Raw genomic sequence first — 25,130 nt, 5'->3', positions numbered from 1 at the left:
GATCAGACCGTACGCAGGAAGCGGTCGAGGACGCGCACCCCGAAGTGGAGGGCGTCCACGGGGACCCGTTCGTCCACTCCGTGGAACATCTCCCCGTAGTCGATGCCCTCGGGCAGCCGCAGCGGGGTGAAGCCGTAGCCGGTGACGCCGAGCCGGGAGAAGTGCTTCGCGTCGGTGCCGCCGGACATGGAGAACGGCACGATCCGGCCCTCGGGGGCGAACTCCGCGAGGGACGCGCACATCCGGTCCCAGGTCGGGGTGGCGAGCGGGGACTCCAGCGGGATCTCCCGGTGCTCGAACTCCCAGTCGACATCGGGGCCGGTGAGCCGGTCGAGGGTTTCGCGGAACTCGTCCTCGCCGCCGGGCAGACAGCGCCCGTCGACCAGGGCGGTGGCCTCGCCGGGGATGACGTTGACCTTGTAACCGGCCTTCAGGACGGTGGGGTTGGCGCTGTTGCGGACGGTCGGCGCGACGAGGGCGGCGGCGGGTCCCAGTCCGTCCAGGTAGGCGTCCACGTCGAACCCGGGGGCGTACGGGTCGGCGGTGAGACCGTAGAGCCGGCCGAGGGCGGCGAGGGACGCCTGGACGGTGGGGGTGAGCCGGACCGGCCAGCGGTGGTCACCGATCCGGGCAATCGCGGCGGCGAGCCGGGTCACGGCGTTGGTGTGGTTGATCTTGGAGCCGTGCCCCGCCCGGCCGCGCGCGGTGAGCCTGATCCAGGCGGTGCCGCGCTCCCCGGCGGCGATCGGGTAGATCCGGGTGCCGCGTCCGTCGTGGAAGGTGTATCCGCCGCATTCGCCGATGCCCTCGGTGCAGCCCTCGAAGAGCGCCGCGTGCCGGTCGGCGAGGAACGCGGCACCGTCGGCGGCGCTGGCCTCCTCGTCGGCGGTGAACGCGACGACGATGTCCCGGCGGGGCCGCAGACCGGTACGCGCCCAGTACCGCACGGTCGCGAGGATCATCGCGTCCATGTCCTTCATGTCGACCGCGCCCCGGCCCCACACCAGTCCGTCGCGGATCTCCCCGGAGAAGGGGTGCACGCTCCATTCGCCGGGCTGCGCGGGGACGACGTCGAGATGGCCGTGGAGCAGCAGGGCGGGGGCGGCGGGGTCGGAGCCGGGGCAGCGGGCGACGACGTTGGTGCGGCCGGGGGTGCGTTCCAGCAGGGCGGGTTCGAGTCCGGCTTCGGCGAGGAGCGCGGCGGCGTACTCGGCGGCGGGCCGTTCCCGGCACTCGCCGTCGCCCCTGTTGCTGGTGTCGATACGGATCAGGTCGGACGTGAACCGCACCACCTCGTCCAGGGCCTGACCGTCGACACCGGACCGGTCGCCGGTGCCGGACGGGTCCCCGGTGCCGGTGCGGTCGTCGCCCGGTGCGGCGTCGTACCGGGGGCGGGGGTCGTGGCCGTCGCGGGTCCGTGTGCTGTCACCCATACTGTTCCTCCACCGCGGACGAGACGATCGTGGTGACCGCCTTGAAGGTGCGGATGCCGTCGTACATGGTGCCGCTGGTGTAGGCGGCACGGCGTTCACCGGTGCGGGCCACCCCGGGCACGACGGTGCACGCGAGGACGAGATGTTCCGCGTCGAACTCCATCTCGACCGTGAACGGGCCGTCGGACACCGGGGCGTGGCGCTCCGCGAGGGCCGTCGCCTCCTTCGCCGCGGACCGGATGGCGGAGGCGGTGCGGGCGGGGGTGCGGCAGGTGGCTGCGTACCGCGAGACATGGTCCTTGACGGCGACCTTGACCGCGCCGGGAGCGTAGCCGAGGGCGTCCTCGCAGGTGAGGTCGTCCCCGGTGACGAGGACGACGGGCACGCCGTACTCGGCGACGACCGTCGCGTTGAGCAGCCCCTCGCTGGCGCGGGCGCCGTTGAGCCAGACGCCGGTGAGGGAGTTGGCGAGATAGGTGTGCGCGAGGACGCCTTCCATCCCGGCTCCGGTGTGGTAGCCGACGAAGGCGATGCCGTCGATGTCACCGTGCTGGACGCCCTCGACCATCGACAGCGTCTTGTGCCGCCCCGTGATCATCTCGACGCGTTCGTCGAGCTGTTCGAGGAGCAGGTTGCGCATGGTCCAGTGGGCCTCGTTGACGAGGACGGAGTCGGCTCCGCCGTCGAGGAAGCCGAGCGCGGCGGCGTTCACGTCGGAGGTGAACATCGAGCGGCAGCGCTGCCACTCGGGGGTGCCGGGCAGCACGTCGGCGGGCCAGGTCACTCCGGTGGCGCCCTCCATGTCGGCGCTGATGAGGATCTTCAAGCCCGGCTCCTCCCTGCTCGCCACTGGCTGTCACGGTACGCGCCGGGGCGCGGGTGGGCCAGGAGCCGACTGCCGGGTTCACCGGTCCGGTCCTGCGGCCGGTGCTCCATGTGGGCCGACCCGGCCCGGTGCGGGTACCGGCGGGTTCCGGGCGGCTCCCGGCGCCCTCCGGGGGCGCTCCTCCCCGCGAACGCCCGGCCGTAGGTGCCGCGTCCGGAACAAACACGGCATCAGCTGCCGATCGCACAGGGAACCGCACGAAACCCACGCCGCGTCACACGTATGGGTGACTGCGCCTCCTACATCCGCCAGGCCAAGATCGACTGCATGAAATCTCCCTTGATCCGCCGAGCGTGCGCCGCCGCCCTCGCGCTGGCCACGACGATGACCCCCGCGGTGGCGGCCCAGTCGGGCGACACGGCCGCCCGCGCCCCCATCGGTGCGAAGGCCCGGCTGCTGGGCGAGGCGACCGTCCCCCACAAACTCGCCTTCCGTGACACGACGGTCGGCGGACTGTCCGGCATCGACCGCGACCCGTGCACGGGCGAGTACGTCATGGTCAGCGACGACCGCTCGAACCTCCAGCCCGCGCGCTTCTACACCGCCCGGATCAAGGTGGACGGCACCGGGGTGCGCTCCGTCGACTTCACGGGCACCCGTCCGTTCCGTCAGCCGGACGGGACGGTCTACCCGCCGCCGAGCGCGGGCGACGGCAAGGCCGTGGACCCGGAGGAGGTGCGTGTCGACCCGCTGAGCTGCCGGTACTGGTGGGCGCAGGAGGGCGATCGGCCGAGTGCGGCGGGTGCCCCGCTGGTCCAGCCGTCGGTGCAGTTCGCCAACCGCTCCGGTGCCCACCGCGGCCGGTTGGCCCTGCCGTCCAACTACGCGTTCACCACCGGCGAGCGGGGCCCGCGGCGGAACAAGGCGGTGGAGGCGATCACGTTCGGCGCGGGAAGCACCGTACTGACCAGCGCCGTCGAGGGTCCGCTGCTCCAGGACGGCCCGGAGCCCACCCTGGACACCGGCGCCCTGATCCGCGTCACCCAGCAGAGCCGACGGGGCGCGGTGCTGGGCCAGTTCGCCTATCCGCTGGAGAAGATCTTCGCCGAGTCCGACCCGTCGAGCCCGTGGGCCCCGGACACCGGCGTGCCCGCGATCCTCGCGTTCCCCGGGGACCCCGGCCGCTATCTCGTCCTCGAACGCACCTGGGTGGCGGGGTCGGGCTACAAGATCCGTGTCTTCGACGCCACCACGCGGGGCGCGACCGATGTGCGGAGCGTGGACTCCCTCGCCGGGCGGCCCGTCGTACCGATGCGCAAGAAGCTGGTCGCGGACTTCCATGACCTGGGCGTGTCCACCATCGAGAACACCGAGGGCATGACCTGGGGTCCGACCCTGCCGAACGGCGAACGCACCCTGCTGCTGGTCAGCGACGACAACTTCTCCCCGGAGGAGGTCACCCGGTTCGTCGCACTCGCCGTCCGATGAGCGGCCGGTAGCGGCCACCCCACTGAGAACGGGGTGAACGGGCCCCGGCCACGCGCCGCGGCCCGTTCACCCCGAGCCACGCACACCCCAACACGGACGAGTGCGGCAGCACATGACGACCCCGGGGCGCGGGGGGAACCCCGTACACCCACGCGAGGACCGGCACAGGGGCGGGCCCGGAGCCCGGCGCGGTCACGCCGTGACCACCGTGAACCTCTCCCGCCGGAATCTCCCCGCCTCGGCCTCGTCGACCAGTGCCACCGCGAGATCCTCCATGGAGATCATCGACGTCCCGTCGGCCCCGACGAGCAACTCGTCCCGGCCGAGCCGGTACCGCCCGGTCCGTGTCCCGGGCTCCAGGACCGCGGGCGGACTCACATACGCCCAGTCGACCTCCTCCTCCGCCCGGAAGACGTCCAGCTGCCCGACGCCGCCGAGCGCGATGTCACGCCACCCGGCGGGGACATAGGCCGGGTCGTCCACCAGCAGCCGGCCGCCGGAGCCCGGCACGGTCAGACTGCCCGCCCCGCCGACGACGAGCAGCCGCACCCCGCTGCCCGCGAGTCCCGCGAGCAACCCGCGTGCCGCCGAGGCGAGTTCATGTTCCCGTCCCCGGGGCGGACGTGTCGCGGTGATCACGACGTCCTGCCCGGCCGCGAGGCGCCGCACGTCCTCCGGGTCGGCCGCGTCCCCGACCCGGTGACCGGCCAGGGCGGGCAGTCCCGCGAACCTCGCCGCGTCCCGCACCACGGCGGTGACCTCGTGCCCCCGGCCCAGCGCCTCGTTGACGATCCGGCTCCCCGCGTTGCCCGCGGCCCCGAAGACGGTGATGCGCATGGCGTTCCCCTCCCCTGTCCGGGCTCCCCGCCCGGAATTGCTTGACGTTGAACTGTTCGACGCAAAGGAGACTACGACCCTGCTACCTTCACGTCAAACAGTTCAACGTAAAGCAATCAAGGGAAGGGGTGGCGTATGGGCGACAACGTGGACCGGGTACTGGAGCAGTGGCGGACCGAGAAGCCCGGCCTCGACGCCTCACCGATGGGCGTCGTGGGGCGCGTCCAACGCGCGGCCCGGCTGCTCGAACGCGAGCTGGCCGACTACTTCGCCACGCACGGGCTGCAACTGTGGGAGTTCGACATCCTGGCGACCCTGCTGCGCTCGGGGTCCCCGTACCGCCTCACCGCGGGTGCGCTCAGCGCGGCGTCGATGATCACGTCGGGGGCGATGACCAACCGTCTCAACCGGCTGGTCGCCAGGGAGCTGGTCACCCGGGAGACCGACCCGGACAACCGCCGGAGTCTGCTGATCACCCTCACCGAGGAGGGCCACCGGACCGTCGAGGCCGCCCTGGAAGGGCATGTCGCCAACGAGGCCCGGCTTCTCACCGGCCTCTCCGGACCTGACCAGGGGCGGCTGGCGGATCTGCTGCGGGAGCTGCTGACCGGCCTCGGGGACGTACCCCGCTGAGACGACCGCCGGGACCACCCCTCCCACTCCGGGCGACGGACACGGGCGGGCACGGCGAACGGCCGCCGCCCGCCCGGAACGGGCGAGGCCGGCGGCCGGAGGATCGTCACGGGCAGCGGGGCGGACGGGCGCGGCCACCCGGAGCGGTCAGCGCGGCGCTCACCGCCGTCGGACGGTGGCGGCGCCTCCTTGCTACGCCTTGTTCTCCATCTCCGTGGCGAGCCGGTCGAGCACCAGGTCGTAGATCCGGGCGAGGCCCTTGGGAGCGAAGGTCCGCTCGAAGAAGCCGCCGATACCCGTCGCGCCCTGCCAGGTGGAGGTGACGGTGACCCTGGCCTTGCCCTCCTCGTCGGGCCTGACCCGCCAGGTGGTGACCATGGAGGAGTTGCGGTCCTTCTCGACGAGTTCGCCGTTGCTCAGCTCCCCGCTGTTGGGCTCGGTGACCTCCAGCAGACAGTCTCGGACCCGCTTGCTGGTGGCCTGGAGCCGCCAGTGGACGAGCGTGCCCTCGCCGTCGCCGCCCTCGCGCACCTCGTACTCGCTGAAGTGCTCGGGCAGCAGCTTCGCGCGGGTGCCGGAGTAATCCGCCAGCGCGTCGAAGACGTCGTCGGGGTTCGCCGCGATGATCCGCTCCGTGGTGGCCTCGACCTGCGCCATTGCACTTCCTCCAAGGCTTGTTCTTACAACGGTCCGCGGAAAGCCAACCACCCCGGTGCTCGGCCCCCCAAATCGGGGTCATGGTTCACGTCACACCGTTACCCGGCCCCCGGTCCGCCCGGCCCGGCCGCCGGGGACTCGCCGGGTCCGGTTCGCACGATCAAGGGAACATGTGTTCTATTCTGTACCCAGTGCTACCGAGGAGACGTCATGCGCTGGGAGAACCTCACCACCGGGCCCGGTGACCGACCGGATCCCGCCCCCGCCCTGTTCGACGCGGACTCGGTCACCACCAGGACGTTCGACTCCCCGGAGTTCCGCGGGGTCACCTTCCACGAGATACACGCCCGGTCGATCCTGAACCGGGTGCCGGGTGCCTCCCGGCTGCCGTTCGAGTGGACGGTGAACCCATACCGCGGGTGCACCCACGCCTGCGTCTACTGTTTCGCCCGCAAGTCGCACAGCTATCTGGACCTCGACACCGGTCTCGGCTTCGACAGCCAGATCGTCGTGAAGGTGAACGCGCCGGAGCTGCTGCGGCGCCAGCTCGGCTCGCGCCGCTGGCAGGGCGAGCATGTGGCGATGGGCACCAATGTGGATTGCTATCAGCGCGCCGAGGGCCGGTACAGGTTGATGCCGGGCATCCTCGCGGCGCTGCGCGACCACGCGAACCCCTTCTCGATCCTCACCAAGGGCACCCTGATCCTGCGCGACCTCGATCTGCTGCGCCAGGCCGCCGAGGTGACCCGGGTCGGCGTCTCGGTGTCCGTCGGCTTCACCGACCCCGCCCTGTGGCGGACCCTGGAACCGGGCACACCCGCCCCGCACCGGCGGCTGGACGTGGTCCGCGCCCTCGGCTCGCACGGCATCGGCTGCGGGGTGCTGATGGCCCCGGTGGTGCCCTTCCTCGGAGACCGCCCCGAGCAACTGCGGGAGACGGTCCGGGCAGTCGCCGAGGCCGGGGCGACCTCCGTGACCCCGCTGGTACTGCATCTGCGGCCGGGCGCGCGCGAGTGGTTCATGGCCTGGCTCGCCCATCACCACCCGGGGCTGGTGGGACGCTACGAACGGCTCTACGCGGAGGGCTCGTACGCCCCGAAGTGGTACCAGCGGCGGATCACCCGCCAGGTCCATGAACTGGCCGAGGAGTTCGGCATCGGCCCGAGCGGCGCGGGCACCGGTCACCGTGCCGGGCCGCCGCCCGGGCCCGCCGCCCGACCGGAACCCGGCCCGACCCAGCTCACCCTGCTCTGAGCACCGGCCGCGCGGCGGCCTCCTGACTCCGTCCCCGGTGGACGGCCCCACCCGATCGGGTCGGATACGTCAACACGGGTGCCGAACCGGCCCTCGTGGACGGCCCTTCGGCGACGATGCCGCGCGGGGGTCGTGGGCCCACGGCCCCGTACCCGTTCCTGACGGAGGCCCCATGAAGAAACGCGCAGCGGCGCTGTGCGGTGCCGCCGCGGCGGTGGCCGGGATGATCACGGCCGTGCCGCGGCCCGCGACCGCCGACGCCGTACCCGTGGACACCGCGCGCCCGGCGGCGGCGCCGGTGTGGAAGCCGTGCGCCACGGAGGCCCGGCCGACCCTCCAGTGCGCCTCGCTCAAGGTGCCGCTGGACCACGACCGCCCCGACGGCAGACGGATCACCCTCGCCCTGAACCGCGTCCCGCACACCGCCCGGATCTCCCAGGGGCCGCTCCTGGTGAATCCGGGCGGCCCCGGCGGCAGCGGTCTCGGGCTCGCCCGGTTCGTCGCGGGGGCGCTGCCGAAGGAGGTGGCCGCGCAGTACGACGTGATCGGCTTCGATCCGCGCGGGGTCGGCCGGAGCACCCCCGCGCTGGACTGTCTGCCGGGCCACGCCGACCCGGTACGCCCGCCCAGCGTGCCCACCACCGACGCGATCGAGCGGGACAACATCGAGCGGGCGCGCGACTTCGCACGGGCCTGCGGTGAGAAGTACGCTGACGTGCTCCCGTACATCGACACCGTGAGCACGGTCCGGGACATGGACGCGATCCGCGCCGCGCTCGGCGCCCGGCAGATCAATTTCCTCGGCTACTCGTACGGCACCTACCTCGGCGCGGTGTACGGCAAGCTGTATCCGCACCGGGTGCGCCGGATGGTCCTCGACTCGGTCGTCGACCCGAACGGCGTCTGGTACGAGTCCAATCTGCGCCAGGACCACGCCTTCCACTCCCGGCACCAGGCGTTCCTGGCCTGGGTCGCACGTCATGACGAGGCGTACGGCCTCGGCACCGACCCCGCCCGGGTCGAGGAGCGGTGGTACGCGATGCGCGCGGCCGTGACCCGGGACCCGGCGGGCGGCACGGTCGGCGGGGCGGAGCTGGAGGACACATTCCTGCCCGGCGCCTACGCCGACGGCTACTGGCCGCACCTCGCCGAGGCGTTCGCCGCGTACGCCACCGAGCGGGACGAGCAGGCGCTGGTCAGCGCGTACGAGACGTTCGGCGCCTCCGACGACGGCAACGGCTACAGCGTCTACACGGCGGTGCAGTGCCGGGACTCCTGGTGGCCGCGCGACCTGGACGACTGGCGGGCCGACAACCGGCGCGTCCACGCGAAGGCACCGTTCTCCACCTGGAACAACGCCTGGTTCAACGCCCCCTGCGCGTTCTGGCCCACCGCGCCGCTGACCCCGCCCAATGTCTCGAACGGCAAGCTGCCGCCGGTGCTGCTGTTCCAGGCGACGGAGGACGCCGCGACCCCCTACGAGGGCGCGGTGGCCACCCGGGACAAGCTGCGCGGCTCCCGGCTGGTGGTGGAGCGGGGCGGCGGGAACCACGGGGTGACGCTGAGCGGGAACGACTGTCTCGACCGGTATCTGACCGACTATCTCGCGACGGGCCAGGTGCCGAGCGGTACGGGTCCGGGTCCCGACGCGGTGTGCGACCGGCTCCCCGAGCCCCGGCCGTTCCCCCGCGGCCGGGTCGCCACCGGCCGGAGCATGTCCCCGCACGGCACGCTCGCCTTCGGCGGCTGACCGGAGCGGGCGGACGGCCACGGGGGCAGGGGCCGGGTTCCGCGAGGAGCCCGGCCCCCGCGGCCACCGGTGAGGCCGTGGGGGGGTGGGGAAGGTGGCCCTGGGCGAAGACGGGGCCGTGGGCGAGGATGGGTGCCATGAGCAGCCATCTCACCCATGTTCCCGCGCCCGACGGGGTCTTCCCCGCCACCGCCTACACCCATGTGGTCCTCGGCACCGGCCGCTTCGTCGCGATCTCCGGGCAGCTCGCCCTGGACGAGGACGGGAAGCTCGTCGGCGCCGGTGACCCGGCGGCCCAGGCCCGGCAGGTCTTCACCAACCTCGGCCGCTGTCTCGCGGCTGCGGGCGCGGGCTTCGACGACGTGGTCAAGCTGACGTACTTCGTCACGGACATCAGGAATCTGGCCGCCGTACGGGAGGTACGCGGCGACTTCCTCGACCCGGCCCGGCTGCCCGCGAGTTCGGCCGTCCAGGTCGGTGCGCTGGTGGGTCCGGAGTTCCTGATGGAGATCGAGGCGTACGCGATCGTTCCGGAGGACGGCCGCTGACGGGTGCCGGCGGCCCGTCCCCCGTCCCGCGCGACCCGGCCGCTACGCCAGCCGGGAGAGCGCGCGCCCTGCCGCTTCCGCCAGCCCCGGGTGGGCACCGGCCGCCCGCAGCACCGGGCGGGCCCGGGGGTCGCCCAGCTCGCCCAGTCCCTCCACGCAGGCCAGGGCGAGCCGGTGATACGGATCGTGGGTGGTCAGACGGCGTTCCAGCGCGGTGATCAGCGCGGGCGCGGACTCGGGGGCGCGCAACTCGACCAGCAGGCGTACGGGGTGGAGCGCGTACGCGGCGCGCAGCTCGTTGGTGGCGAGCGCGGCGGCGGCGCGGGCCGTGCGGGGGTCGGCGAGCCGGGCCAGCGCGGTCGCGGCGGCGGCGCCGCGGGCCGGGTCACGGTGGTTGAGGAGCAGCACCAGGGCCTCGAAGGCGCGGCGGTCCCCCGCGGTGCCGAGCCGGAAGGCGGCCAGTTCACGGGCCCAGAGCGGGTGGCCCGCGGCGGTCAGTACGGCGGCGAGCGCCTCCGGGTCCCGGGTGTCCGCGATCCGCTGGAACTCGTCGGACGCGCCGGACTCCTTCCGTAAGCGATCCGTCACGGTGCGCAACTGTTCGTCCATGCGCCAGAGCGTAGACGCCGGCGCTGGGCCTTTGGCTGTTCGGGTCCCCCGCCTCTGCGCGATGCGGCGGGCCGCCTGTGGGTGCGCGGTTCCTCGCGCTCCTGGGGTTCCACCTCTGGGCGTACTTGTTCCTGTGCGGGTTGCCCGTGGGTGCGCAGTTCCCCGCGCCCCTTTGGGGCACACCTCTGGGCGTACCTGTTCCTGTGCGGGTATTCACGGGGTGCGCGGTTCCTCGCGCCCCTGGGGTTCCATTCCTGGGCGTACCTGTTCCCCTGCGGGTACGGACGTGGGTGCGCAGTTCCCCGCGCCCCTTTGGGGCACACTCCTGGACGTACCTGCTCCTGCGCGGGCACTCACGGGGTGCGCAGTTCCTCGCGCCCCTGGGGTTCCATTCCTGGACGTACCTGTTCCCGTGCGGGTACGGACGTGGGTGCGCAGTTCCTCGCGCCCCTGGGGTTCCACTCCTGGGCGCACCTGTTCCTGTGCGGGTACTCACGGGGTGCGCGGTTTCTCGCGCTCCTTTGGGCTCTCGCCTCCCGCAGCCGCTCTGCTGCGGGAGGCAACAGGGGGTGCCCTGAAGGGGCGCGGGGAACTGCGCACCCACGGGCAACGCGCACCGGAACAGGTACGGGCAGGACCGCAGACCCCGGGGCGCGGGGAACTGCGCGAGGGCGAGAACCGGGCCGCAGTCGAGGAGCGGCAGCGGGGGGCGGCACCCGGAGGCGCAAGCGAAGGCGACCCGTGGGGCGGGGGGCTGGCGCGGTTGTTACTGGCCGGTTAAGCTCGGGCGAGCGGGACAACCTCCCGCGGCACTCCTCCCGACGGCCTGGTGACGCAGCCGCAGGGAGCGCAGTTCGGTCCGGTGGCGACACCGGTTACCGGGGCATCTTCGCACGACGCGGCTCGGGACAGGGCGCGTCGCTTCCCCACCGGGTCCGCTGCACGCGACCCGCGCGGGCCGCCGAGCGCGGCGGCCCGGCCACCCCAGCAACTCCCGCGCGCACGGCGCCCGTACCAGGTACGGCGACCCCGCGCCCGTCAGCCGTCACTCGTACCCTTGGAGTCCCGCGATGGCCGCTCCCCTGTCCCCGCCGTCCCTCTCCCCCTCCGCACCGTCACCCGGTCCCCTGCGTACCGTCGCCGTGATCGGCCTCGGCACGATGGGCACCGGTATCGCCGAGGTGCTGACCCGCGCCGGCCGTGAGGTCATCGGTGTGGACCTCACCGAACCGGCCGCCGCGCGCGCCGTCAGCGCCCTGGAGGCGGCCACCGCCCACGCGGTGCGCCGCGGGCGGCTCACCGAGGCCGAACGCGCCGGGGCGCTGGCCCGGTTCCGCGCCACCACCGATCTGCGGGCGGTGGCCGACGCGGATCTCGTGATCGAGGTGGTCCCCGAGTCCTATGCGGCCAAGCAGCGGGTGATACGGGAGCTCGACGCGATCGTGCGCCCCGACACCATCCTCGCGACCGGCACCAACGCGTTGTCCGTGACCCGGCTGGCCGCCGAGTCCGCCCGCCCCGAACGCGTCCTCGGGCTGCACTTCTTCAACCCGGCGCCCGCGATGCGACTGGTCGAGGTGGTGTCCTCGGTGCTCACGTCACCGGAGGCGGTCGCCGCCGTCACGGACCTCGCCGTCGAACTCGGCAAGGAGCCCGTCGCCGTGGGCGACCGGCCCGGGTTCGTCGCGGACGGGCTGCTGTTCGGCTATCTCAACCAGGCCGCGGCGATGTACGAGGCGAAGTACGCGAGCCGTGAGGACATCGACGCGGCGATGCGGCTGGGGTGCGGACTGCCGATGGGGCCGCTCGCCCTGCTCGACATGATCGGGATCGACACCGCCCGCACCGTGCTCGACGCGATGTACGCGGCCTCCCACGACCGGCTGCACGCCCCCGCGCCGATCCTGGGGCATCTCGCCGCGGCGGGGCTGACCGGCCGCAAGGCGGGCCGCGGTTTCTACACGTACGAGGAGCCGGACAGCGCCGCGGTGGTGCCCGACGCGCTCACGCCCGGCCGGGGCGGGGCGTCCGCCGTCCCCGGGCGCGAGGTGCGTTCGGTGGGGGTCGCCGGGTCCGGGACGATGGCCTCGGGGATCGCGGAGGTCTTCGCGAAGGCCGGGTACCAGGTGGTGCTCGCGGCCCGGGGCCAGGAGAAGGCCGACATCGCGAAGGCGCGGATCGGCAAGTCGCTGGCCCGGTCGGTGGACCGGGGCCGGATGAGCGCCGGGGCCGCCGCCGGGGCGCTGGACCGGATCACGCCCGCCGGGACGTACGACGCGTTCGCCGGGGTCGATCTGGCGATCGAGGCCGTCGCCGAGGACCTGGAGGTCAAGCGGCGGTTGTTCGCCGCGCTGGACGAGGTGTGCAAGCCGGGCGCGGTCCTCGCCACCACCACCTCGTCGCTGCCCGTCGTCGCCTGCGCCCGTGCCACCTCCCGCCCGGAGGACGTGGTGGGGATGCACTTCTTCAACCCGGCGCCCGCGATGAAACTGGTCGAGGTCGTGCGGACCGTGCTCACCTCCGACGAGGTCCACGCGACGGTCCGCGAGGTCTGCGCGACGATCCGCAAGCACCCCGTCGACTGCGGCGACCGCGCCGGGTTCATCGTGAACGCGCTGCTGTTCCCGTACCTCAACAACGCCGTCAAGATGGTCCAGGAGCACTACGCGACGCTCGACGACATCGACGCCGCGATGCGGCTCGGCGGCGGCTACCCGATGGGCCCCTTCGAACTCCTCGACGTGGTCGGGCTGGATGTGTCACTGGCCATCGAGAAGGTGCTGCACCGCGAGTTCCGTGACCCCGGGCTCGCGCCCGCGCCGCTGCTGGAGCATCTGGTCGCCGCCGGATGCCTCGGCCGCAAGACGGGCCGCGGCTTCCGCGAACATGCCCGCCGCTGACCCGCCGGGCGCGGCCACGGGCCGGGGCGGGCCGCCCGGCCCGTGGCAGTCCGTCCCGGTACCCGTCGCCGCAGCCCCGGGGAGGAGCCCGGCGGATCGTCCCGCGGGGCGGGGACGTGCGCGTTCCCCCGGTCCGATGGAGTACGTTCGTGGCATGTCCCAGTCCGCGGATCCAGGCCGCCGTCCGCCCCGTACCGCAGTGTCCGAAGTGCCCGAGAGCGCGGCCGGGACCCGGGCCGCCGCCCAGCGGCTGAAGATGCGCCGGGAGCTGGCGACGGCCGCGATGGAGCTCTTCGCGACCAAGGGGTACGAGGCGACCACGGTCGACGAGATCGCCGCGACGGCCGGGGTCGCGCGGCGGACGTTCTTCCGGCACTTCCGGTCCAAGGAAGAGGCGATCTTCCCGGACCACGACGACACCCTGATCCGCGCCGAGGCCGTCCTCAACGCCGCCCCGCCGCACGAGCATCCGCTCGACACGGTGTGCCGGGGCATCAAAGAGGTCATGAAGATGTACGCGGCGTCCCCCGCCGTGTCCGTGGAGCGCTACCGGCTCACCCGTGAGGTACCGACCCTGCGGGAGCGGGAGATCGCCTCCGTCGCCCGGTACGAGCGGCTCTTCACCCGCTATCTGCTCGCCCACTTCGACGAGCAGGCCCACCACGACGGCAACGACGACCCGCTGCTCGCGGAGGTGGCGGCGTCCGCCGTGGTCACGGCGCACAACCATGTGCTGCGGCGCTGGCTGCGGGCCGGCGGCGAGGGGGACGTGGAGACCCAGCTCGACCGCGCCTTCGCGATCGTCCGCAGGACGTTCGGGACGGGGATCGGGGCGGGACGGCCCGTGGAGGTCTCGTCGGCGCAGTCCGCGCGGGGCGAGGTCCTGGTGGCCGTCGCCCGGACGGACGCGCCCCTGGACGAGGTCATGCGGACGATCGAGTCCGCGCTGCGCGGCCGCTGACCGGTCCCGGTCCCACGCGGCGGGCCACCGTCCGCCGCCACCCGTGAAGCGGTTCCGGGAACGGCCCCGGAGTACTCAAAAGACAGTGAAGGCAGTGACGAGGCGTCCCCGAGGGGGCGCCTCTCGCCTTGTGCGCCCCCTCGCGGAGCCCTTCACGCACCCCCTGAACCGCCCGAACGGCCACGTCAGAGGCCCGAACGATCGATCATCGCTCATTTGTGGGACGCGTAACCCAAATGAGAGAAAGTCTTGGCACGCAGTGTCTTGCGACTTGGCACGGCGTGCCATTACGTTGAAATGGTCCGGGCGGCCGGCGTGCGGAGCACCTTCGTAAGGCCGGCTGTCCCCGTGAGCACCCGCCCACGCGCCCGGACGCCTGCGTCACAGGCAACCTCCGCGCCACCAGCGCCCCGCACCTCCGCCGGACCGACGGCAGACCATCCATACGCTGCACCCCTGTCACAGGGGCCCCACGCGATCCCTTCTGTCCCCCTTCGAGGGGGCACCGCTTCGCCGGAGGCAACACCGTGAAGGAAATCCTGGACGCGATCCAGTCGCAGGACAGTACGGCCGCCGACTTCGCGGCCCTGCGCATCCCGGAGTCGTACCGCGCGATCACCGTCCACAAGGACGAGACGGAGATGTTCGCGGGCCTCACCACCAGCGAGAAGGACCCCCGCAGGTCGCTCCATCTGGACGAGGTCCCCGTGCCCGAGCTCGGGCCGGGTGAGGCACTGGTGGCCGTCATGGCCTCCTCGGTGAACTACAACTCGGTGTGGACCTCGATCTTCGAACCGCTCTCCACCTTCGGATTCCTGGAGCGCTACGGACGGCTCAGCGACCTCAGCCGGCGCCATGACCTGCCCTACCACGTCATCGGCTCGGACCTCGCGGGCGTGGTGCTGCGCACCGGACCCGGGGTCAACGCCTGGCGGCCCGGGGACGAGGTCGTCGCGCACTGTCTGTCGGTCGAGCTGGAGAGCTCCGACGGGCACAACGACACCATGCTGGACCCGGAGCAGCGCATCTGGGGCTTCGAGACCAACTTCGGCGGCCTCGCCGAGATCGCGCTCGTCAAGTCCAACCAGCTGATGCCGAAGCCCGACCATCTGAGCTGGGAGGAGGCGGCGGCCCCCGGGCTCGTCAACTCCACCGCGTACCGGCAGCTCGTGTCGGGCAACGGCGCCGGGATGAAGCAGGGCGACAACGTCCTGATCTGGGGCGCGAGCGGCGGACTCGGCTCGTACGCGACACAGTTCGCGCTCGCCGGGGGCGCCAACCCGATCTGTGTCGTCAGCAGCCCGGAGAAGGCGGATCTGTGCCGGGCGATGGGCGCCGAGGCGATCATCGACCGCGCCGCCGAGGACTACCGCTTCTGGCGGGACGAGCACGAGCAGGACCCGCGTGAGTGGAAGCGGTTCGGCGGACGTATCCGGGAGCTGACCGGCGGCGAGGACGTGGACATCGTCTTCGAGCACCCGGGCCGGGAGACGTTCGGCGCGTCCGTGTACGTGACCCGCAAGGGCGGCACGATCGTGACCTGCGCGTCCACGTCCGGATACCGGCACGAGTACGACAACCGCTACCTGTGGATGTCGCTCAAGCGGATCATCGGCTCGCACTTCGCCAACTACCGCGAGGCGTGGGAGGCGAACCGGCTGGTCGCGAAGGGAAAGATCCATCCGACGCTGTCGCGGGTGTACTCCCTGGAGGAGACCGGGCAGGCCGCGTACGACGTGCACCGCAACCGCCACCAGGGCAAGGTCGGCGTCCTCGCGCTGGCGCCCGCCGAGGGACTCGGGGTGCGGGACGAGCGGATGCGCGCCGAGCACCTCGACGCCATCAACCGCTTCCGGAACGTCTGACGGAACCTGAGGGGCGGAACTCCACCATGACCGAACGACACAAGGACCGGCCGTGGCTCATGCGGACCTACGCGGGGCACTCCACCGCCGAGGCGTCCAACGAGCTGTACCGCCGCAACCTCGCCAAGGGCCAGACGGGCCTGTCCGTCGCGTTCGACCTGCCGACCCAGACCGGCTACGACCCCGACCATGTGCTGGCGCGCGGTGAGGTCGGCCGGGTGGGTGTGCCGGTGTCCCACCTCGGCGACATGCGGCGGCTGTTCCAGGACATCCCGCTGGAGCGGATGAACACCTCGATGACGATCAACGCCACCGCGATGTGGCTGCTGGCGCTGTACCAGGTGGTCGCCGAGGAGCAGGGCGCCGATGTCACCCGGCTCCAGGGCACCACCCAGAACGACATCGTCAAGGAGTACCTGTCCCGCGGCACCCATGTCTTCCCGCCGGGCCCGTCGCTGCGGCTGACGACCGACATGATCGCGTACACCGTCCATCAGCTGCCCCGGTGGAACCCGATCAACATCTGCTCGTACCACCTCCAGGAGGCGGGCGCGACGCCCGTCCAGGAGATCGCGTACGCGATGAGCACGGCGATCGCGGTGCTCGACGCGGTGCGCGCGAGCGGTCAGGTGCCGGAGGAGAGGTTCGGCGATGTCGTCGCGCGGATCTCGTTCTTCGTGAACGCGGGTGTCCGGTTCATCGAGGAGATGTGCAAGATGCGCGCGTTCGGCCGCATCTGGGACCGGGTGACCCGGGAGCGGTACGGGGTCGGGGACGCCAAGCAGCGCCGGTTCCGCTACGGGGTGCAGGTCAACTCGCTGGGGCTGACCGAGGCGCAGCCCGAGAACAACGTCCAGCGGATCGTGCTGGAGATGCTCGCGGTGACGCTGTCGAAGGACGCCCGCGCGCGGGCCGTGCAGCTTCCCGCGTGGAACGAGGCGCTGGGGCTGCCCCGGCCCTGGGACCAGCAGTGGAGTCTGCGTATCCAGCAGGTGCTGGCGCACGAGTCGGATCTGCTGGAGTACGAGGACATCTTCGCCGGGTCGCACGTGGTGGAGGAGAAGGTGGCCGCGCTGGTCACCGACTCCCTCGCGGAGATGGCGCGGATCGAGGAGATGGGCGGGGCGATGGCCGCCGTCGAGTCGGGGTATCTGAAGTCGCGGCTGGTGGCGTCGCACGCCGAGCGGCGGGCCCGGATCGAGTCCGGTGACGAGAAGATCATCGGCGTCAACATCTTCGAGACCACCGAGCCGAACCCGCTGACCGCCGATCTCGGCGCGGCGATCCAGTCGGTGGACCCGGCGGTGGAGGCCCGGGTCGTCTCGGCGCTCGGCGCCTGGCGGGACACCCGCTATCAGCCGCCGTTCAACCATCCGCGTCCGTGCAAGGCGCTGGAGCGGCTGAAGGAGGCGGCGGCGGGCACCGCCAATCTGATGGAGGCGACCCTGGAGTGCGCCCGGGCCGGGGTGACGACCGGTGAGTGGGCCGGGGCGCTGCGGGAGGTGTTCGGTGAGTTCCGGGCCCCCACCGGGGTGTCGTCGGCCCCGGTGGCCGTGACCGCCGAGGCGGGCACCCCGATGGCCCTGGTCCGGGAGAAGGTGGAGCGGACCGCCGCGGAGCTGGGTTCGGGCAGGCTGCGGCTGCTGGTCGGCAAGCCGGGTCTGGACGGGCACTCCAACGGCGCCGAGCAGATCGCCGTCCGGGCGCGGGACGCCGGGTTCGAGGTGGTCTACCAGGGCATCCGGCTGACCCCGGAGCAGATCGTGGCCGCGGCGCTGGCGGAGGACGTGCACTGTGTGGGGCTGTCGATCCTGTCGGGGTCGCACACCGCTCTCGTCCCGGACGTGCTGGAACGGATGCGCGCGGCCGGTGCCGCGGATGTACCGGTGATCGTCGGCGGGATCATCCCGGGCGGCGACGCCGGGGAAATGCGGCGGGCCGGAGTGGCCGCCGTGTTCACCCCGAAGGACTTCGGTATCACGGAGATCATCGGCCGTATCGTCGACGAGATCCGCAAAGCGAACAAGCTCGACCCTCTGGAGGTCCCCGCATGACCGCCCCCGTCAACCGACTGCGTCCGCGCCGCTCCTGCCTCGCGGTGCCGGGTTCCAATCCGCGTTTCCTGGAGAAGGCCCAGGGTCTTCCCGCCGACCAGGTGTTCCTGGACCTGGAGGACGCCTGCGCGCCGCTGGCGAAGCCGGAGGCCCGGCACACCATCGTCAAGTTCCTCAACGAGGGCGACTGGACCGGCAAGACCCGGGTGGTGCGGGTCAACGACTGGACGACCGAGTGGACGTACCGCGATGTCGTGACCGTGGTCGAGGGCGCCGGGCAGAACCTGGACTGTGTGATGCTGCCGAAGGTGCAGGACGCCCAGCAGATCGTGGCGCTGGACCTGCTGCTGACGCAGATCGAGAAGACGATGGGCTTCGAGGTCGGGCGGATCGGTATCGAGGCGCAGATCGAGAACGCCAAGGGCCTGGTGAACGTCGACGCGATCGCCGCCGCCTCGCCGCGGACCGAGACCATCATCTTCGGCCCGGCGGACTTCATGGCGTCCATCAACATGCGGACGCTGGTCGTCGGTGAGCAGCCACCCGGGTATCCGGCGGACGCGTACCACTACATCCTGATGCGCATCCTGATGGCCGCCCGTACCCATGGGCTCCAGGCGATCGACGGCCCGTACCTCCAGATCAGGAATGTCGACGGCTTCCGTGAGGTGGCCGGCCGGGCCGCCGCGCTCGGCTTCGACGGCAAGTGGGTGCTGCACCCCGGTCAGGTCGACGCGGCCAACGAGGTGTTCTCACCCGCGCAGGAGGACTACGACCACGCCGAGCTGATCCTGGACGCGTACGCCTGGTACACGTCGGAGGCGGGCGGGCGGAAGGGCTCGGCGATGCTGGGTGACGAGATGATCGACGAGGCGTCCCGGAAGATGGCCCTGGTCGTGGCGGGCAAGGGCCGGGCCGCGGGGCTGCGGCGCACCAGCGTCTTCGAAGCCCCGGAGGTGTGAGCGCGATGCAGTTCGGCCGCACCTACGAGGAGTTCGAGATCGGCGCCGTGTACAAGCACTGGCCCGGCAAGACGGTCACCGAGTACGACGACCATCTGTTCTGTCTGCTCACCATGAACCACCATCCGCTGCATCTGGACAGCAACTACGCGCGGGAGGCGACCGACTTCGGGAGGAACGTCGTCGTCGGGAACTACGTGTACTCGCTGCTGCTGGGCATGTCCGTGCCGGATGTGTCGGGCAAGGCGCTCGCGAATCTGGAGGTCGAGTCGCTGCGGCATGTGGCGCCGACGTTCCACGGGGACACGATCTACGGCGAGTCGACCGTGCTCGGCAAGACCCCGTCGCGCTCGAAGAGCGACCGGGGTGTCGTGCAGGTCGAGACCCGGGGCCACAAGCAGGACGGGACGCTGGTGTGCGTGTTCCGGCGCAAGGTGATGGTGCCGACCGAGAGCTATGTCAGGGAGCGCGGGGGCGAGCAGCCGGGCCGCCCCGTACCGCTCGACACGCCCAAGAAGCCGCAGGAGAAGTGACGCCATGAGCCGACTCGCGCAGACCCACGGCCTCAGCGAGGTACAGCGGGAGATCCTGTCCACCGTCCGTGACTTCGTCGACAAGGAGATCATCCCGGTCGCCACGGAGCTGGAGCACCGTGACGAGTACCCGCAGGCGATCGTGGACGGGCTCCGGGAGTTGGGCCTGTTCGGGCTGATGATCCCCGAGGAGTACGGGGGGCTGGGCGAGTCGCTGCTGACGTACGCGCTGTGCGTGGAGGAGATCGCCCGGGGCTGGATGTCCGTCTCGGGCATCGTCAACACTCACTTCATCGTCGCGTACATGTTGAAGCAGCACGGCACGGCGGAGCAGAAGGAGTACTTCCTGCCCCGGATGGCGGCCGGTGAGGTGCGTGGCGCGTTCTCGATGTCGGAGCCCGCGCTCGGCTCCGATGTCTCGGCGATCACGTCGAAGGCGGTGCGGGACGGCGACGAGTACGTGCTGACCGGTCAGAAGATGTGGCTCACCAACGGCGGGACGTCGAGCCTGGTCGCCGTGCTCGTGCGAAGTGACGAAGGACACCCGGAGGGAACCGCTCCGCACAAGTCGATGACGACGTTCCTGATCGAGAAGGAACCCGGCTTCGGCCAGGTGCGGCCAGGTCTCACCATCCCGGGAAAGATCGACAAAATGGGATACAAGGGTGTCGACACCACCGAGCTCATCATGGATGGCCTACGCATTCCGGCCAATCGCGTACTGGGGGGCGCCACCGGTCGCGGTTTCTACCAGATGATGGACGGGGTGGAGGTCGGGCGGGTGAATGTCGCCGCGCGTGGTTGCGGGGTCGCGCACCGTGCGTTCGAGCTGGGCGTTTCTTACGCACAGCAACGGCACACCTTCGGAAAGCAGATCGCCCAGCACCAGGCCATCCAGTTCAAGCTGGCCGAGATGGCTACCAAGGTCGAGGCCGCCCATGCGATGATGGTGAACGCAGCGCGCAAAAAGGACTCCGGGGAACGAAACGACCTTGAGGCAGGGATGGCGAAGTACCTCGCCTCCGAGTACTGCAAAGAGGTCGTGGAGGACGCCTTCCGGATTCACGGCGGCTACGGCTTCTCCAAGGAGTACGAGATCGAGCGCCTCTACCGCGAGGCGCCGATGCTGCTGATCGGCGAAGGAACCGCGGAGATCCAGAAGATGATCATCGGGCGCAGACTGCTCGAAGAGTATCGGCTTCAGGGCTGACCTCCGGGTCGGTTGCCCCGATAAGGGTGGTTTCTTCGAGAAGAACGTCACACCCTGTCCACCCTGTTCCGACCTCGACTCGGCTTCCTGGCTTGCCCAGTTGCGGCCGGTAACCGATACGATCGCCGGACAGCCGCCGTCCCCCGTCAAGCGCGGCATCATCCGCTACGAAGGTCATCCATGCCCGACAGCCAAACCTCTGCACCTCGCGGCCGGGTCCGCCTCGCCCGCGGAGCGTCGCCGTGGCTCCTGCCGACCGTCGCCACCGCCGCCCTCAGCCTGGCCCGGTCGCGCCGTTCCTCGAAGGCGGCGGTCGTCGCCGTACCCGCCACCGCGCTCGCGGTGGGCATGCTGTGGTTCTTCCGCGACCCCGAGCGTGAGATCGCGCAGGGCCGGGTCATCTCCCCCGCCGACGGTGTGGTGCAGAGCATCATGCCGTGGCAGGACGGACGGACCCGGGTCGCGATCTTCATGAGCCCGCTGAACGTCCACGTCAACCGCGCCCCGCTGGCCGGCACGGTGACCTCCGTCGAGCACATCCCCGGCGGGTTCGTTCCGGCGTTCAACAAGGAGAGCGAGAACAACGAGCGCGTCGTCTGGCACTTCGACACGGAGCTGGGCGACATCGAGATGGTGCAGATCGCCGGAGCGGTCGCCCGCCGTATCGTCCCTTACGTGCCGCAGGGCACGAAGGTCGAGCAGGGCGACCGGATCGGACTGATCCGCTTCGGCTCGCGTGTCGACATCTACCTCCCGGAAGGCGTGGACGTCGCCGTCGAGGTCGGACAGAAGACCACAGCTGGGGTGACTCGCATTGACCGTGATTGAGCCCGAAACCTCACCGCAGACCGGTTGGGCGCCCGAAGCAGAGGGCGCCGACGGTGCGGACGACGACGCGGAGGAAATGCCGCTGTCCCTGAGGTTGTCGATAGCGGACACCCTCACGCTGGGTAACGCCACATGCGGATTCATGGCGGTGTACTTCACCACCACGGGCATCCTCATCCCGCACCTCATGGGCAGCGACGAGTCCGGGATGGCCCGGCATTCCGCCGCCACGGCCGTGATCCTGATGCTCTGCGCGGCCGTCTTCGACCTCTTCGACGGCCTCGTCGCCCGCAAGCTGCGGTCGTCGCCGATGGGGGCGGAGCTCGACAACCTCTCCGACCTCATCAGCTTCGGCCTCGCGCCCGCGTACTTCGTGCTCGTCTACGGCATGGTCGCCCATGACGCGAACGAGCAGGTCGCGGCGGTGGGGGCGATCGTGGTGCTGCTGGCGGTGGTGCTACGGCTGGCCCGGTTCTCGTGCGTGACCCTCCGGGACGGGGTCTTCCAGGGCATGCCGAGCCCCTTCGGGGCGCTCACCGTCGTCTCCATCGTGCTGCTCGGGCTGCCCTTCTTCGCGACGCTGCTCGCGATCGTGGGGACCGCGTGGCTGATGGTGAGCCGGGTCGAGTACCCCAAGCCGCAGGGACGGCTCGCGGTGGCCATGCTGTCGTGGATCGTCCTCAGCATGGGGCTGCTGGCGGCCTGGGCGTTCGACGCGCCCGGGGGGCAGCTGCTCCTCCAGACCGGTTGTGCGCTCCAGGTGGTGCTGGGCGCGGTGATCCCCCTCTTCGCGACGGCCCGCCGGGTGAACAACTTCCGTGACAACCGGCGGGAAGCGCGCGCCGCGCATATGCCCTGACCGGGCGGGTGGCGGTACAGCTCGACGTGGGTCCCAGCCGCGGGTCGGCCGGGGCCCACGGTCATGTCCGGCCCTCGGCCCGGCCCCGGCCCCGGCCCCGGCCCCGGCGGTGAGCCTGTGCCTGCGTTTCGCCGTGCGGAATGCTTCGGCCGGGTCGTGCGGTTGCCTGCGGGTCTTGGGTTCCATACCTGGGCGCACTTGTTCCTGTGCGGGTCGTTCGTGGGTGCGCAGTTCCCCGCGCCCCTTGGTCGCGCTCCTCGCGGTTCCTGTTCGGGTGCGGGTTGCCTGTGGTTGCTCGCGCAGTTCCTCGCGCCCCTTACGGTTCCTGTTCGGCTGCGGGTCCGGCCTCGTCTTTTGCGCAGTTCCCCGCGCCCCTTTGGGGCGCTTCAGCCTCCTGGGGTTGCCCGTCGTCTGCGGAACCACCCTCCTCGCGCACTCGCCGGACTGTCGGATCGAGGACGGAGAATCCCGACCGGTCCCGACCCGAAGAACCGGCGGAAGGCGCCCCCTAAGGGGCGCGAGGAACTGCGCAGCCACGGGCGGCCCGCGCCGGGACGTGTACGGGTACGGGTACCGGGGAGAACCTCGGCGTGAACGACGGTGACGGCGTGCCATGCGTACAAGACGGCACGATCCCCACCATAGTGACCCCGATGAGCGCAGAATCGATTGAGGAGTCAGGCCCCGAGGGGCCGGAGGAACCCCAGGGACCCACCGGACGGGACACCTCCCCCGACGCGGTGGTCGTGGGTGTCGGCGTCACGGTCGTCCTCGCCGTCGTCGCCTGGGCGGCCATCGGCAAGAAGTCCTTCGACAGCGCGTCCAGCAGCGCCCTGGCCTGGGTGCTGGACAACTTCGCCTGGCTGTTCGTGATCGCGGCGGACGCCTTCCTCGTCCTGTGCGTCCTGCTCGCCTTCTCCCGCTACGGCCGGGTCAAGCTCGGCAAGGACGACAGCGAACCCGAGTTCACCAACCTCGCGTGGATCGCGATGATGTTCAGCGCGGGCATGGGCATCGGCCTGATGTTCTACGGCGTCGGTGAACCCCTCACCCACTATCTGGCCCCGCCCCCCGCCAGCGGCGTCGAGCCGCGCACCCCCGCGGCGGCCGGGACCGCGCTGGAGTACTCGTTCTTCCACTGGACCCTGACCCCGTGGGCGATCTACGGGATCGCCGGCCTCGCGCTCGCCTACGCGGGCTTCCGCAAGGGCCGCGGCAACCGTCTCAGTTCGGTGTTCGTCCCACTGCTCGGGGAACGCCGGGCGAACGGCTGGCCCGGGCGGCTGATCGATCTGCTGGCGGTGTTCGCGACCGTGTTCGGCACCGCGACGAGCCTCGGCGTGGGCACCCTCCAGGTCGCGAAGGGCCTCAATCTCACCGCGGGGGTGGACGACTCGACGACGGTGCAACTGCTGATCGTCGTGGTGCTGTCCGCCGCCTTCGTGGTCTCCGCGTTCACCGGGCTGCACAAGGGCGTGAAATGGCTGAGCACCCTGAACATCGTGCTCGCGGCCTGTCTGATGCTGTTCGTGTTCGTGCTCGGGCCGACCGTGTACATCCTGGACGCGATCCCGGCGAGCGTCGGCGGCTATGTCAGCCAGCTTGTCACCATGGCGTCCCGGACCGGCGCCTTCACGGACAGCGCCTGGCTGGGGGCCTGGACGATCTTCTACTGGGCATGGTGGCTGTCCTGGGCGCCGTTCGTGGGAACGTTCATCGCACGGATCTCCCGGGGCCGGAGCATCCGCGAGTTCCTGATCGGGGTGCTGCTCGTACCGAGCGGGGCCACCGCCGTCTGGTTCTGTGTGATGGGCGGCGCCGGCATCCGGCTGGACTCGACCGGCAAGGTCGACATGGCGGCGAAGCTCAAGGAGGGCGAGGAGGCCTCGCTGTTCGCGATGCTGGACGCGCTGCCGCTCGGCACGGTCACCTCCTGGGTGGCCATGCTGCTGGTGATGACCTACTTCATCACCAGCGCGGACTCCGCGTCGCTGGTGATGGGGTCCCTGACCAGCAGGGGCGCCCTGAACCCCCGGACCTGGCTGGTGGTCGTCTGGGGTGTGCTGATGGCGGCGGTCGCGGCGGTGCTGCTGGTCGCCGGAGGGCTCCAGTCGCTCCAGACGGCGACGATCCTCGTCGCGCTGCCGTTCGTCGTGGTGATGCTGCTGCTGTGCTGGGCGCTGCTGAAGGAACTACGGTCCGACCCCGGCGCGGGTCCCGCGCGGGGCCAGGCGCTGCACGGCGTCCGGGACGCCGTACGGGCGATGGTCGGTGAGGTGATCTCCGAGACGGGCCCCGGACGGCACCAGCGGCTGCGCCGGATCGCCCGGTCCCGCGGCCAGGACAACCCCGAGCGGGACGAGTGAGCCACCCGCCGCGCCCCCGGGTCGTGGCGCGGCGGCCTAGAACAGGGCGCTGCCCCGTTCGAAGTCGAGCAGCCGCTGCTTGCGGGGCAGCCCGCCGCCGTATCCGGTGAGGTTGCCGTTCGCACCGATCACCCGGTGGCACGGCACGATCACACTGATCGGGTTCTTGCCGTTGGCGAGCCCCACCGCACGGGACGCGGCGGGATTGCCGAGCGCCTCGGCCAGCTCGCCGTACGTCCGGGTCTCACCGAACGGGATGCGCAGGAGCTGCGCCCAGACGGACCGCTGGAAGGGGGTGCCGTCGAGGGAGAACGGCAGGTCGAAGTCGGTGAGCTCCCCCGCGAAGTACGCGTCGAGCTGGCGTGCCGTCTCGGTGAAGGGGCCGGGGTCGCGGTCCCCGAACGACTCCTCGGGCGGCCGGTGGCGCTGGTCGGTCATATAGACGCCGCAGAGGGTGCCGTCGGTGGCGACGAGGGTGAGCGGGCCGTACGGGCTGTCGATGAGGGTGTGCTGCTTCATGGTGGCGCTCCGGGTGGGGCGGGACGGTCGGACGCACG

General features: G+C 71.3%; 21 protein-coding genes. 15 read left to right on the top strand and 6 right to left on the bottom strand.

The window, feature by feature from the left end:
- Window positions 1-2: 2 nt before the first annotated feature.
- Both AB852_RS20030 and AB852_RS20025 read right to left on the bottom strand, forming a co-directional pair.
- Entirely contained in the window at window positions 3-1,433 is a 1,431-nt protein-coding gene (locus AB852_RS20030; protein ID WP_079184777.1) for a M20/M25/M40 family metallo-hydrolase, read from the bottom strand.
- The gene (locus AB852_RS20025) at window positions 1,426-2,259 is read right to left on the bottom strand and encodes a M55 family metallopeptidase (protein ID WP_073790268.1); all 834 of its coding nucleotides are present in this window, start codon (window positions 2,257-2,259) and stop codon (window positions 1,426-1,428) included. The genes AB852_RS20030 and AB852_RS20025 overlap by 8 nt, the downstream gene beginning before the upstream one ends.
- Window positions 2,260-2,586: 327 nt before the next feature.
- Between AB852_RS20025 and AB852_RS20020 the strand changes: the two genes are divergently transcribed.
- Window positions 2,587-3,747 carry an esterase-like activity of phytase family protein gene (locus tag AB852_RS20020; protein ID WP_073790540.1) on the top strand — a complete coding sequence of 387 codons (1,161 nt, stop codon included), beginning with the start codon at window positions 2,587-2,589 and terminating at the stop codon, window positions 3,745-3,747.
- A 192-nt stretch (window positions 3,748-3,939) separates the two neighbouring features.
- On the opposite strand, the gene AB852_RS20015 is transcribed toward AB852_RS20020, so the two are convergent.
- Window positions 3,940-4,584 (bottom strand): NAD(P)-dependent oxidoreductase, encoded by a 645-nt coding sequence (locus tag AB852_RS20015; protein WP_073790265.1) that lies wholly within the window; start codon window positions 4,582-4,584, stop codon window positions 3,940-3,942.
- A gap of 135 nt (window positions 4,585-4,719) precedes the next feature.
- Between AB852_RS20015 and AB852_RS20010 the strand changes: the two genes are divergently transcribed.
- Window positions 4,720-5,217 carry a MarR family winged helix-turn-helix transcriptional regulator gene (locus AB852_RS20010; protein WP_073790262.1) on the top strand — a complete coding sequence of 166 codons (498 nt, stop codon included), beginning with the start codon at window positions 4,720-4,722 and terminating at the stop codon, window positions 5,215-5,217.
- Between the two features lie 192 nt (window positions 5,218-5,409).
- Here AB852_RS20010 and AB852_RS20005 read toward each other — a convergent pair whose 3' ends face one another.
- The gene (locus AB852_RS20005) at window positions 5,410-5,874 is read right to left on the bottom strand and encodes an SRPBCC family protein (protein ID WP_073790260.1); all 465 of its coding nucleotides are present in this window, start codon (window positions 5,872-5,874) and stop codon (window positions 5,410-5,412) included.
- Between the two features lie 210 nt (window positions 5,875-6,084).
- Here AB852_RS20005 and AB852_RS20000 point away from each other — a divergent pair, with 210 nt between their 5' ends.
- The 3 genes from AB852_RS20000 (at window position 6,085) to AB852_RS19990 (ending at window position 9,426) form a co-directional block, all read left to right on the top strand.
- Window positions 6,085-7,128, top strand: a complete 1,044-nt coding sequence (locus tag AB852_RS20000) for an Rv2578c family radical SAM protein (RefSeq protein ID WP_073790257.1) — start codon at window positions 6,085-6,087, stop codon at window positions 7,126-7,128.
- Between the two features lie 172 nt (window positions 7,129-7,300).
- On the top strand, window positions 7,301-8,878 hold the full coding sequence (locus AB852_RS19995; RefSeq protein WP_073790254.1) for an alpha/beta hydrolase: 1,578 nt from the start codon (window positions 7,301-7,303) through the stop codon (window positions 8,876-8,878).
- A gap of 137 nt (window positions 8,879-9,015) precedes the next feature.
- Window positions 9,016-9,426, top strand: a complete 411-nt coding sequence (locus tag AB852_RS19990; RefSeq protein ID WP_073790252.1) for a RidA family protein — start codon at window positions 9,016-9,018, stop codon at window positions 9,424-9,426.
- A 42-nt stretch (window positions 9,427-9,468) separates the two neighbouring features.
- Here the strand turns inward: AB852_RS19990 and AB852_RS19985 are convergent, their stop codons facing one another.
- Window positions 9,469-10,035 (bottom strand): HEAT repeat domain-containing protein, encoded by a 567-nt coding sequence (locus tag AB852_RS19985; protein WP_073790250.1) that lies wholly within the window; start codon window positions 10,033-10,035, stop codon window positions 9,469-9,471.
- Between the two features lie 1,070 nt (window positions 10,036-11,105).
- On the opposite strand from AB852_RS19985, the gene AB852_RS19980 reads away from it, so the two are divergent.
- The 10 genes from AB852_RS19980 (at window position 11,106) to AB852_RS19935 (ending at window position 24,573) form a co-directional block, all read left to right on the top strand.
- The gene (locus AB852_RS19980) at window positions 11,106-12,935 is read left to right on the top strand and encodes a 3-hydroxyacyl-CoA dehydrogenase family protein (protein ID WP_073790248.1); all 1,830 of its coding nucleotides are present in this window, start codon (window positions 11,106-11,108) and stop codon (window positions 12,933-12,935) included.
- Between the two features lie 154 nt (window positions 12,936-13,089).
- On the top strand, window positions 13,090-13,896 hold the full coding sequence (locus AB852_RS19975; RefSeq protein ID WP_073790246.1) for a TetR family transcriptional regulator: 807 nt from the start codon (window positions 13,090-13,092) through the stop codon (window positions 13,894-13,896).
- A gap of 527 nt (window positions 13,897-14,423) precedes the next feature.
- Window positions 14,424-15,761 carry a crotonyl-CoA carboxylase/reductase gene (ccrA, locus tag AB852_RS19970; RefSeq protein WP_073790244.1) on the top strand — a complete coding sequence of 446 codons (1,338 nt, stop codon included), beginning with the start codon at window positions 14,424-14,426 and terminating at the stop codon, window positions 15,759-15,761.
- Between the two features lie 26 nt (window positions 15,762-15,787).
- Entirely contained in the window at window positions 15,788-17,815 is a 2,028-nt protein-coding gene (locus AB852_RS19965; RefSeq protein ID WP_073790241.1) for a protein meaA, read from the top strand.
- On the top strand, window positions 17,812-18,777 hold the full coding sequence (locus AB852_RS19960) for an HpcH/HpaI aldolase/citrate lyase family protein (RefSeq protein ID WP_073790239.1): 966 nt from the start codon (window positions 17,812-17,814) through the stop codon (window positions 18,775-18,777). Before AB852_RS19965 ends, AB852_RS19960 begins: the two co-directional genes overlap by 4 nt.
- Window positions 18,778-18,782: 5 nt before the next feature.
- Window positions 18,783-19,310, top strand: a complete 528-nt coding sequence (locus AB852_RS19955) for a MaoC family dehydratase (protein ID WP_073790236.1) — start codon at window positions 18,783-18,785, stop codon at window positions 19,308-19,310.
- Window positions 19,311-19,314: 4 nt separating this feature from the next.
- Entirely contained in the window at window positions 19,315-20,520 is a 1,206-nt protein-coding gene (locus AB852_RS19950; RefSeq protein WP_073790234.1) for an acyl-CoA dehydrogenase family protein, read from the top strand.
- Window positions 20,521-20,700: 180 nt separating this feature from the next.
- On the top strand, window positions 20,701-21,348 hold the full coding sequence (locus AB852_RS19945; protein WP_073790231.1) for a phosphatidylserine decarboxylase: 648 nt from the start codon (window positions 20,701-20,703) through the stop codon (window positions 21,346-21,348).
- A gap of 76 nt (window positions 21,349-21,424) precedes the next feature.
- A complete protein-coding gene (gene pssA, locus AB852_RS19940; protein ID WP_073790229.1) occupies window positions 21,425-22,207 on the top strand; it encodes a CDP-diacylglycerol--serine O-phosphatidyltransferase in 783 nt (260 codons plus the stop codon).
- Window positions 22,208-22,860: 653 nt separating this feature from the next.
- Window positions 22,861-24,573, top strand: coding sequence for a BCCT family transporter (locus tag AB852_RS19935; RefSeq protein ID WP_073790227.1), 1,713 nt, complete (start codon window positions 22,861-22,863; stop codon window positions 24,571-24,573).
- Window positions 24,574-24,609: 36 nt separating this feature from the next.
- Here AB852_RS19935 and AB852_RS19930 read toward each other — a convergent pair whose 3' ends face one another.
- Window positions 24,610-25,092 carry a methylated-DNA--[protein]-cysteine S-methyltransferase gene (locus AB852_RS19930; RefSeq protein WP_073790225.1) on the bottom strand — a complete coding sequence of 161 codons (483 nt, stop codon included), beginning with the start codon at window positions 25,090-25,092 and terminating at the stop codon, window positions 24,610-24,612.
- Between the last annotated feature and the right edge of the window lie 38 nt (window positions 25,093-25,130).

It is taken from the genome of Streptomyces uncialis (assembly GCF_001905345.1).
GTDB classification, from domain to species: Bacteria; Actinomycetota; Actinomycetes; order Streptomycetales; family Streptomycetaceae; genus Streptomyces; species Streptomyces uncialis.
This window is presented reverse-complemented; position numbering and strand designations above follow the sequence as displayed.

Excerpts from the sequence above, each read along its gene's own strand:
- AB852_RS20010 (WP_073790262.1), top strand. The coding sequence starts at position 4,720 with ATGGGCGACAACGTGGACCGGGTACTGGAGCAGTGGCGGACCGAGAAG.
- AB852_RS20015 (WP_073790265.1), bottom strand. The coding sequence starts at position 4,584 with ATGCGCATCACCGTCTTCGGGGCCGCGGGCAACGCGGGGAGCCGGATC.
- AB852_RS20000 (WP_073790257.1), top strand. The coding sequence starts at position 6,085 with ATGCGCTGGGAGAACCTCACCACCGGGCCCGGTGACCGACCGGATCCC.
- AB852_RS19995 (WP_073790254.1), top strand. The coding sequence starts at position 7,301 with ATGAAGAAACGCGCAGCGGCGCTGTGCGGTGCCGCCGCGGCGGTGGCC.
- pssA (WP_073790229.1), top strand. The coding sequence starts at position 21,425 with ATGCCGCTGTCCCTGAGGTTGTCGATAGCGGACACCCTCACGCTGGGT.
- AB852_RS20030 (WP_079184777.1), bottom strand. The coding sequence starts at position 1,433 with ATGGGTGACAGCACACGGACCCGCGACGGCCACGACCCCCGCCCCCGG.
- AB852_RS19930 (WP_073790225.1), bottom strand. The coding sequence starts at position 25,092 with ATGAAGCAGCACACCCTCATCGACAGCCCGTACGGCCCGCTCACCCTC.
- AB852_RS19960 (WP_073790239.1), top strand. The coding sequence starts at position 17,812 with ATGACCGCCCCCGTCAACCGACTGCGTCCGCGCCGCTCCTGCCTCGCG.
- AB852_RS20020 (WP_073790540.1), top strand. The coding sequence starts at position 2,587 with ATGAAATCTCCCTTGATCCGCCGAGCGTGCGCCGCCGCCCTCGCGCTG.
- AB852_RS19950 (WP_073790234.1), top strand. The coding sequence starts at position 19,315 with ATGAGCCGACTCGCGCAGACCCACGGCCTCAGCGAGGTACAGCGGGAG.
- AB852_RS19990 (WP_073790252.1), top strand. The coding sequence starts at position 9,016 with ATGAGCAGCCATCTCACCCATGTTCCCGCGCCCGACGGGGTCTTCCCC.
- AB852_RS19955 (WP_073790236.1), top strand. The coding sequence starts at position 18,783 with ATGCAGTTCGGCCGCACCTACGAGGAGTTCGAGATCGGCGCCGTGTAC.
- AB852_RS19965 (WP_073790241.1), top strand. The coding sequence starts at position 15,788 with ATGACCGAACGACACAAGGACCGGCCGTGGCTCATGCGGACCTACGCG.
- AB852_RS19985 (WP_073790250.1), bottom strand. The coding sequence starts at position 10,035 with ATGGACGAACAGTTGCGCACCGTGACGGATCGCTTACGGAAGGAGTCC.
- AB852_RS20005 (WP_073790260.1), bottom strand. The coding sequence starts at position 5,874 with ATGGCGCAGGTCGAGGCCACCACGGAGCGGATCATCGCGGCGAACCCC.
- AB852_RS19935 (WP_073790227.1), top strand. The coding sequence starts at position 22,861 with ATGAGCGCAGAATCGATTGAGGAGTCAGGCCCCGAGGGGCCGGAGGAA.
- AB852_RS19975 (WP_073790246.1), top strand. The coding sequence starts at position 13,090 with ATGTCCCAGTCCGCGGATCCAGGCCGCCGTCCGCCCCGTACCGCAGTG.
- AB852_RS19945 (WP_073790231.1), top strand. The coding sequence starts at position 20,701 with ATGCCCGACAGCCAAACCTCTGCACCTCGCGGCCGGGTCCGCCTCGCC.
- AB852_RS19980 (WP_073790248.1), top strand. The coding sequence starts at position 11,106 with ATGGCCGCTCCCCTGTCCCCGCCGTCCCTCTCCCCCTCCGCACCGTCA.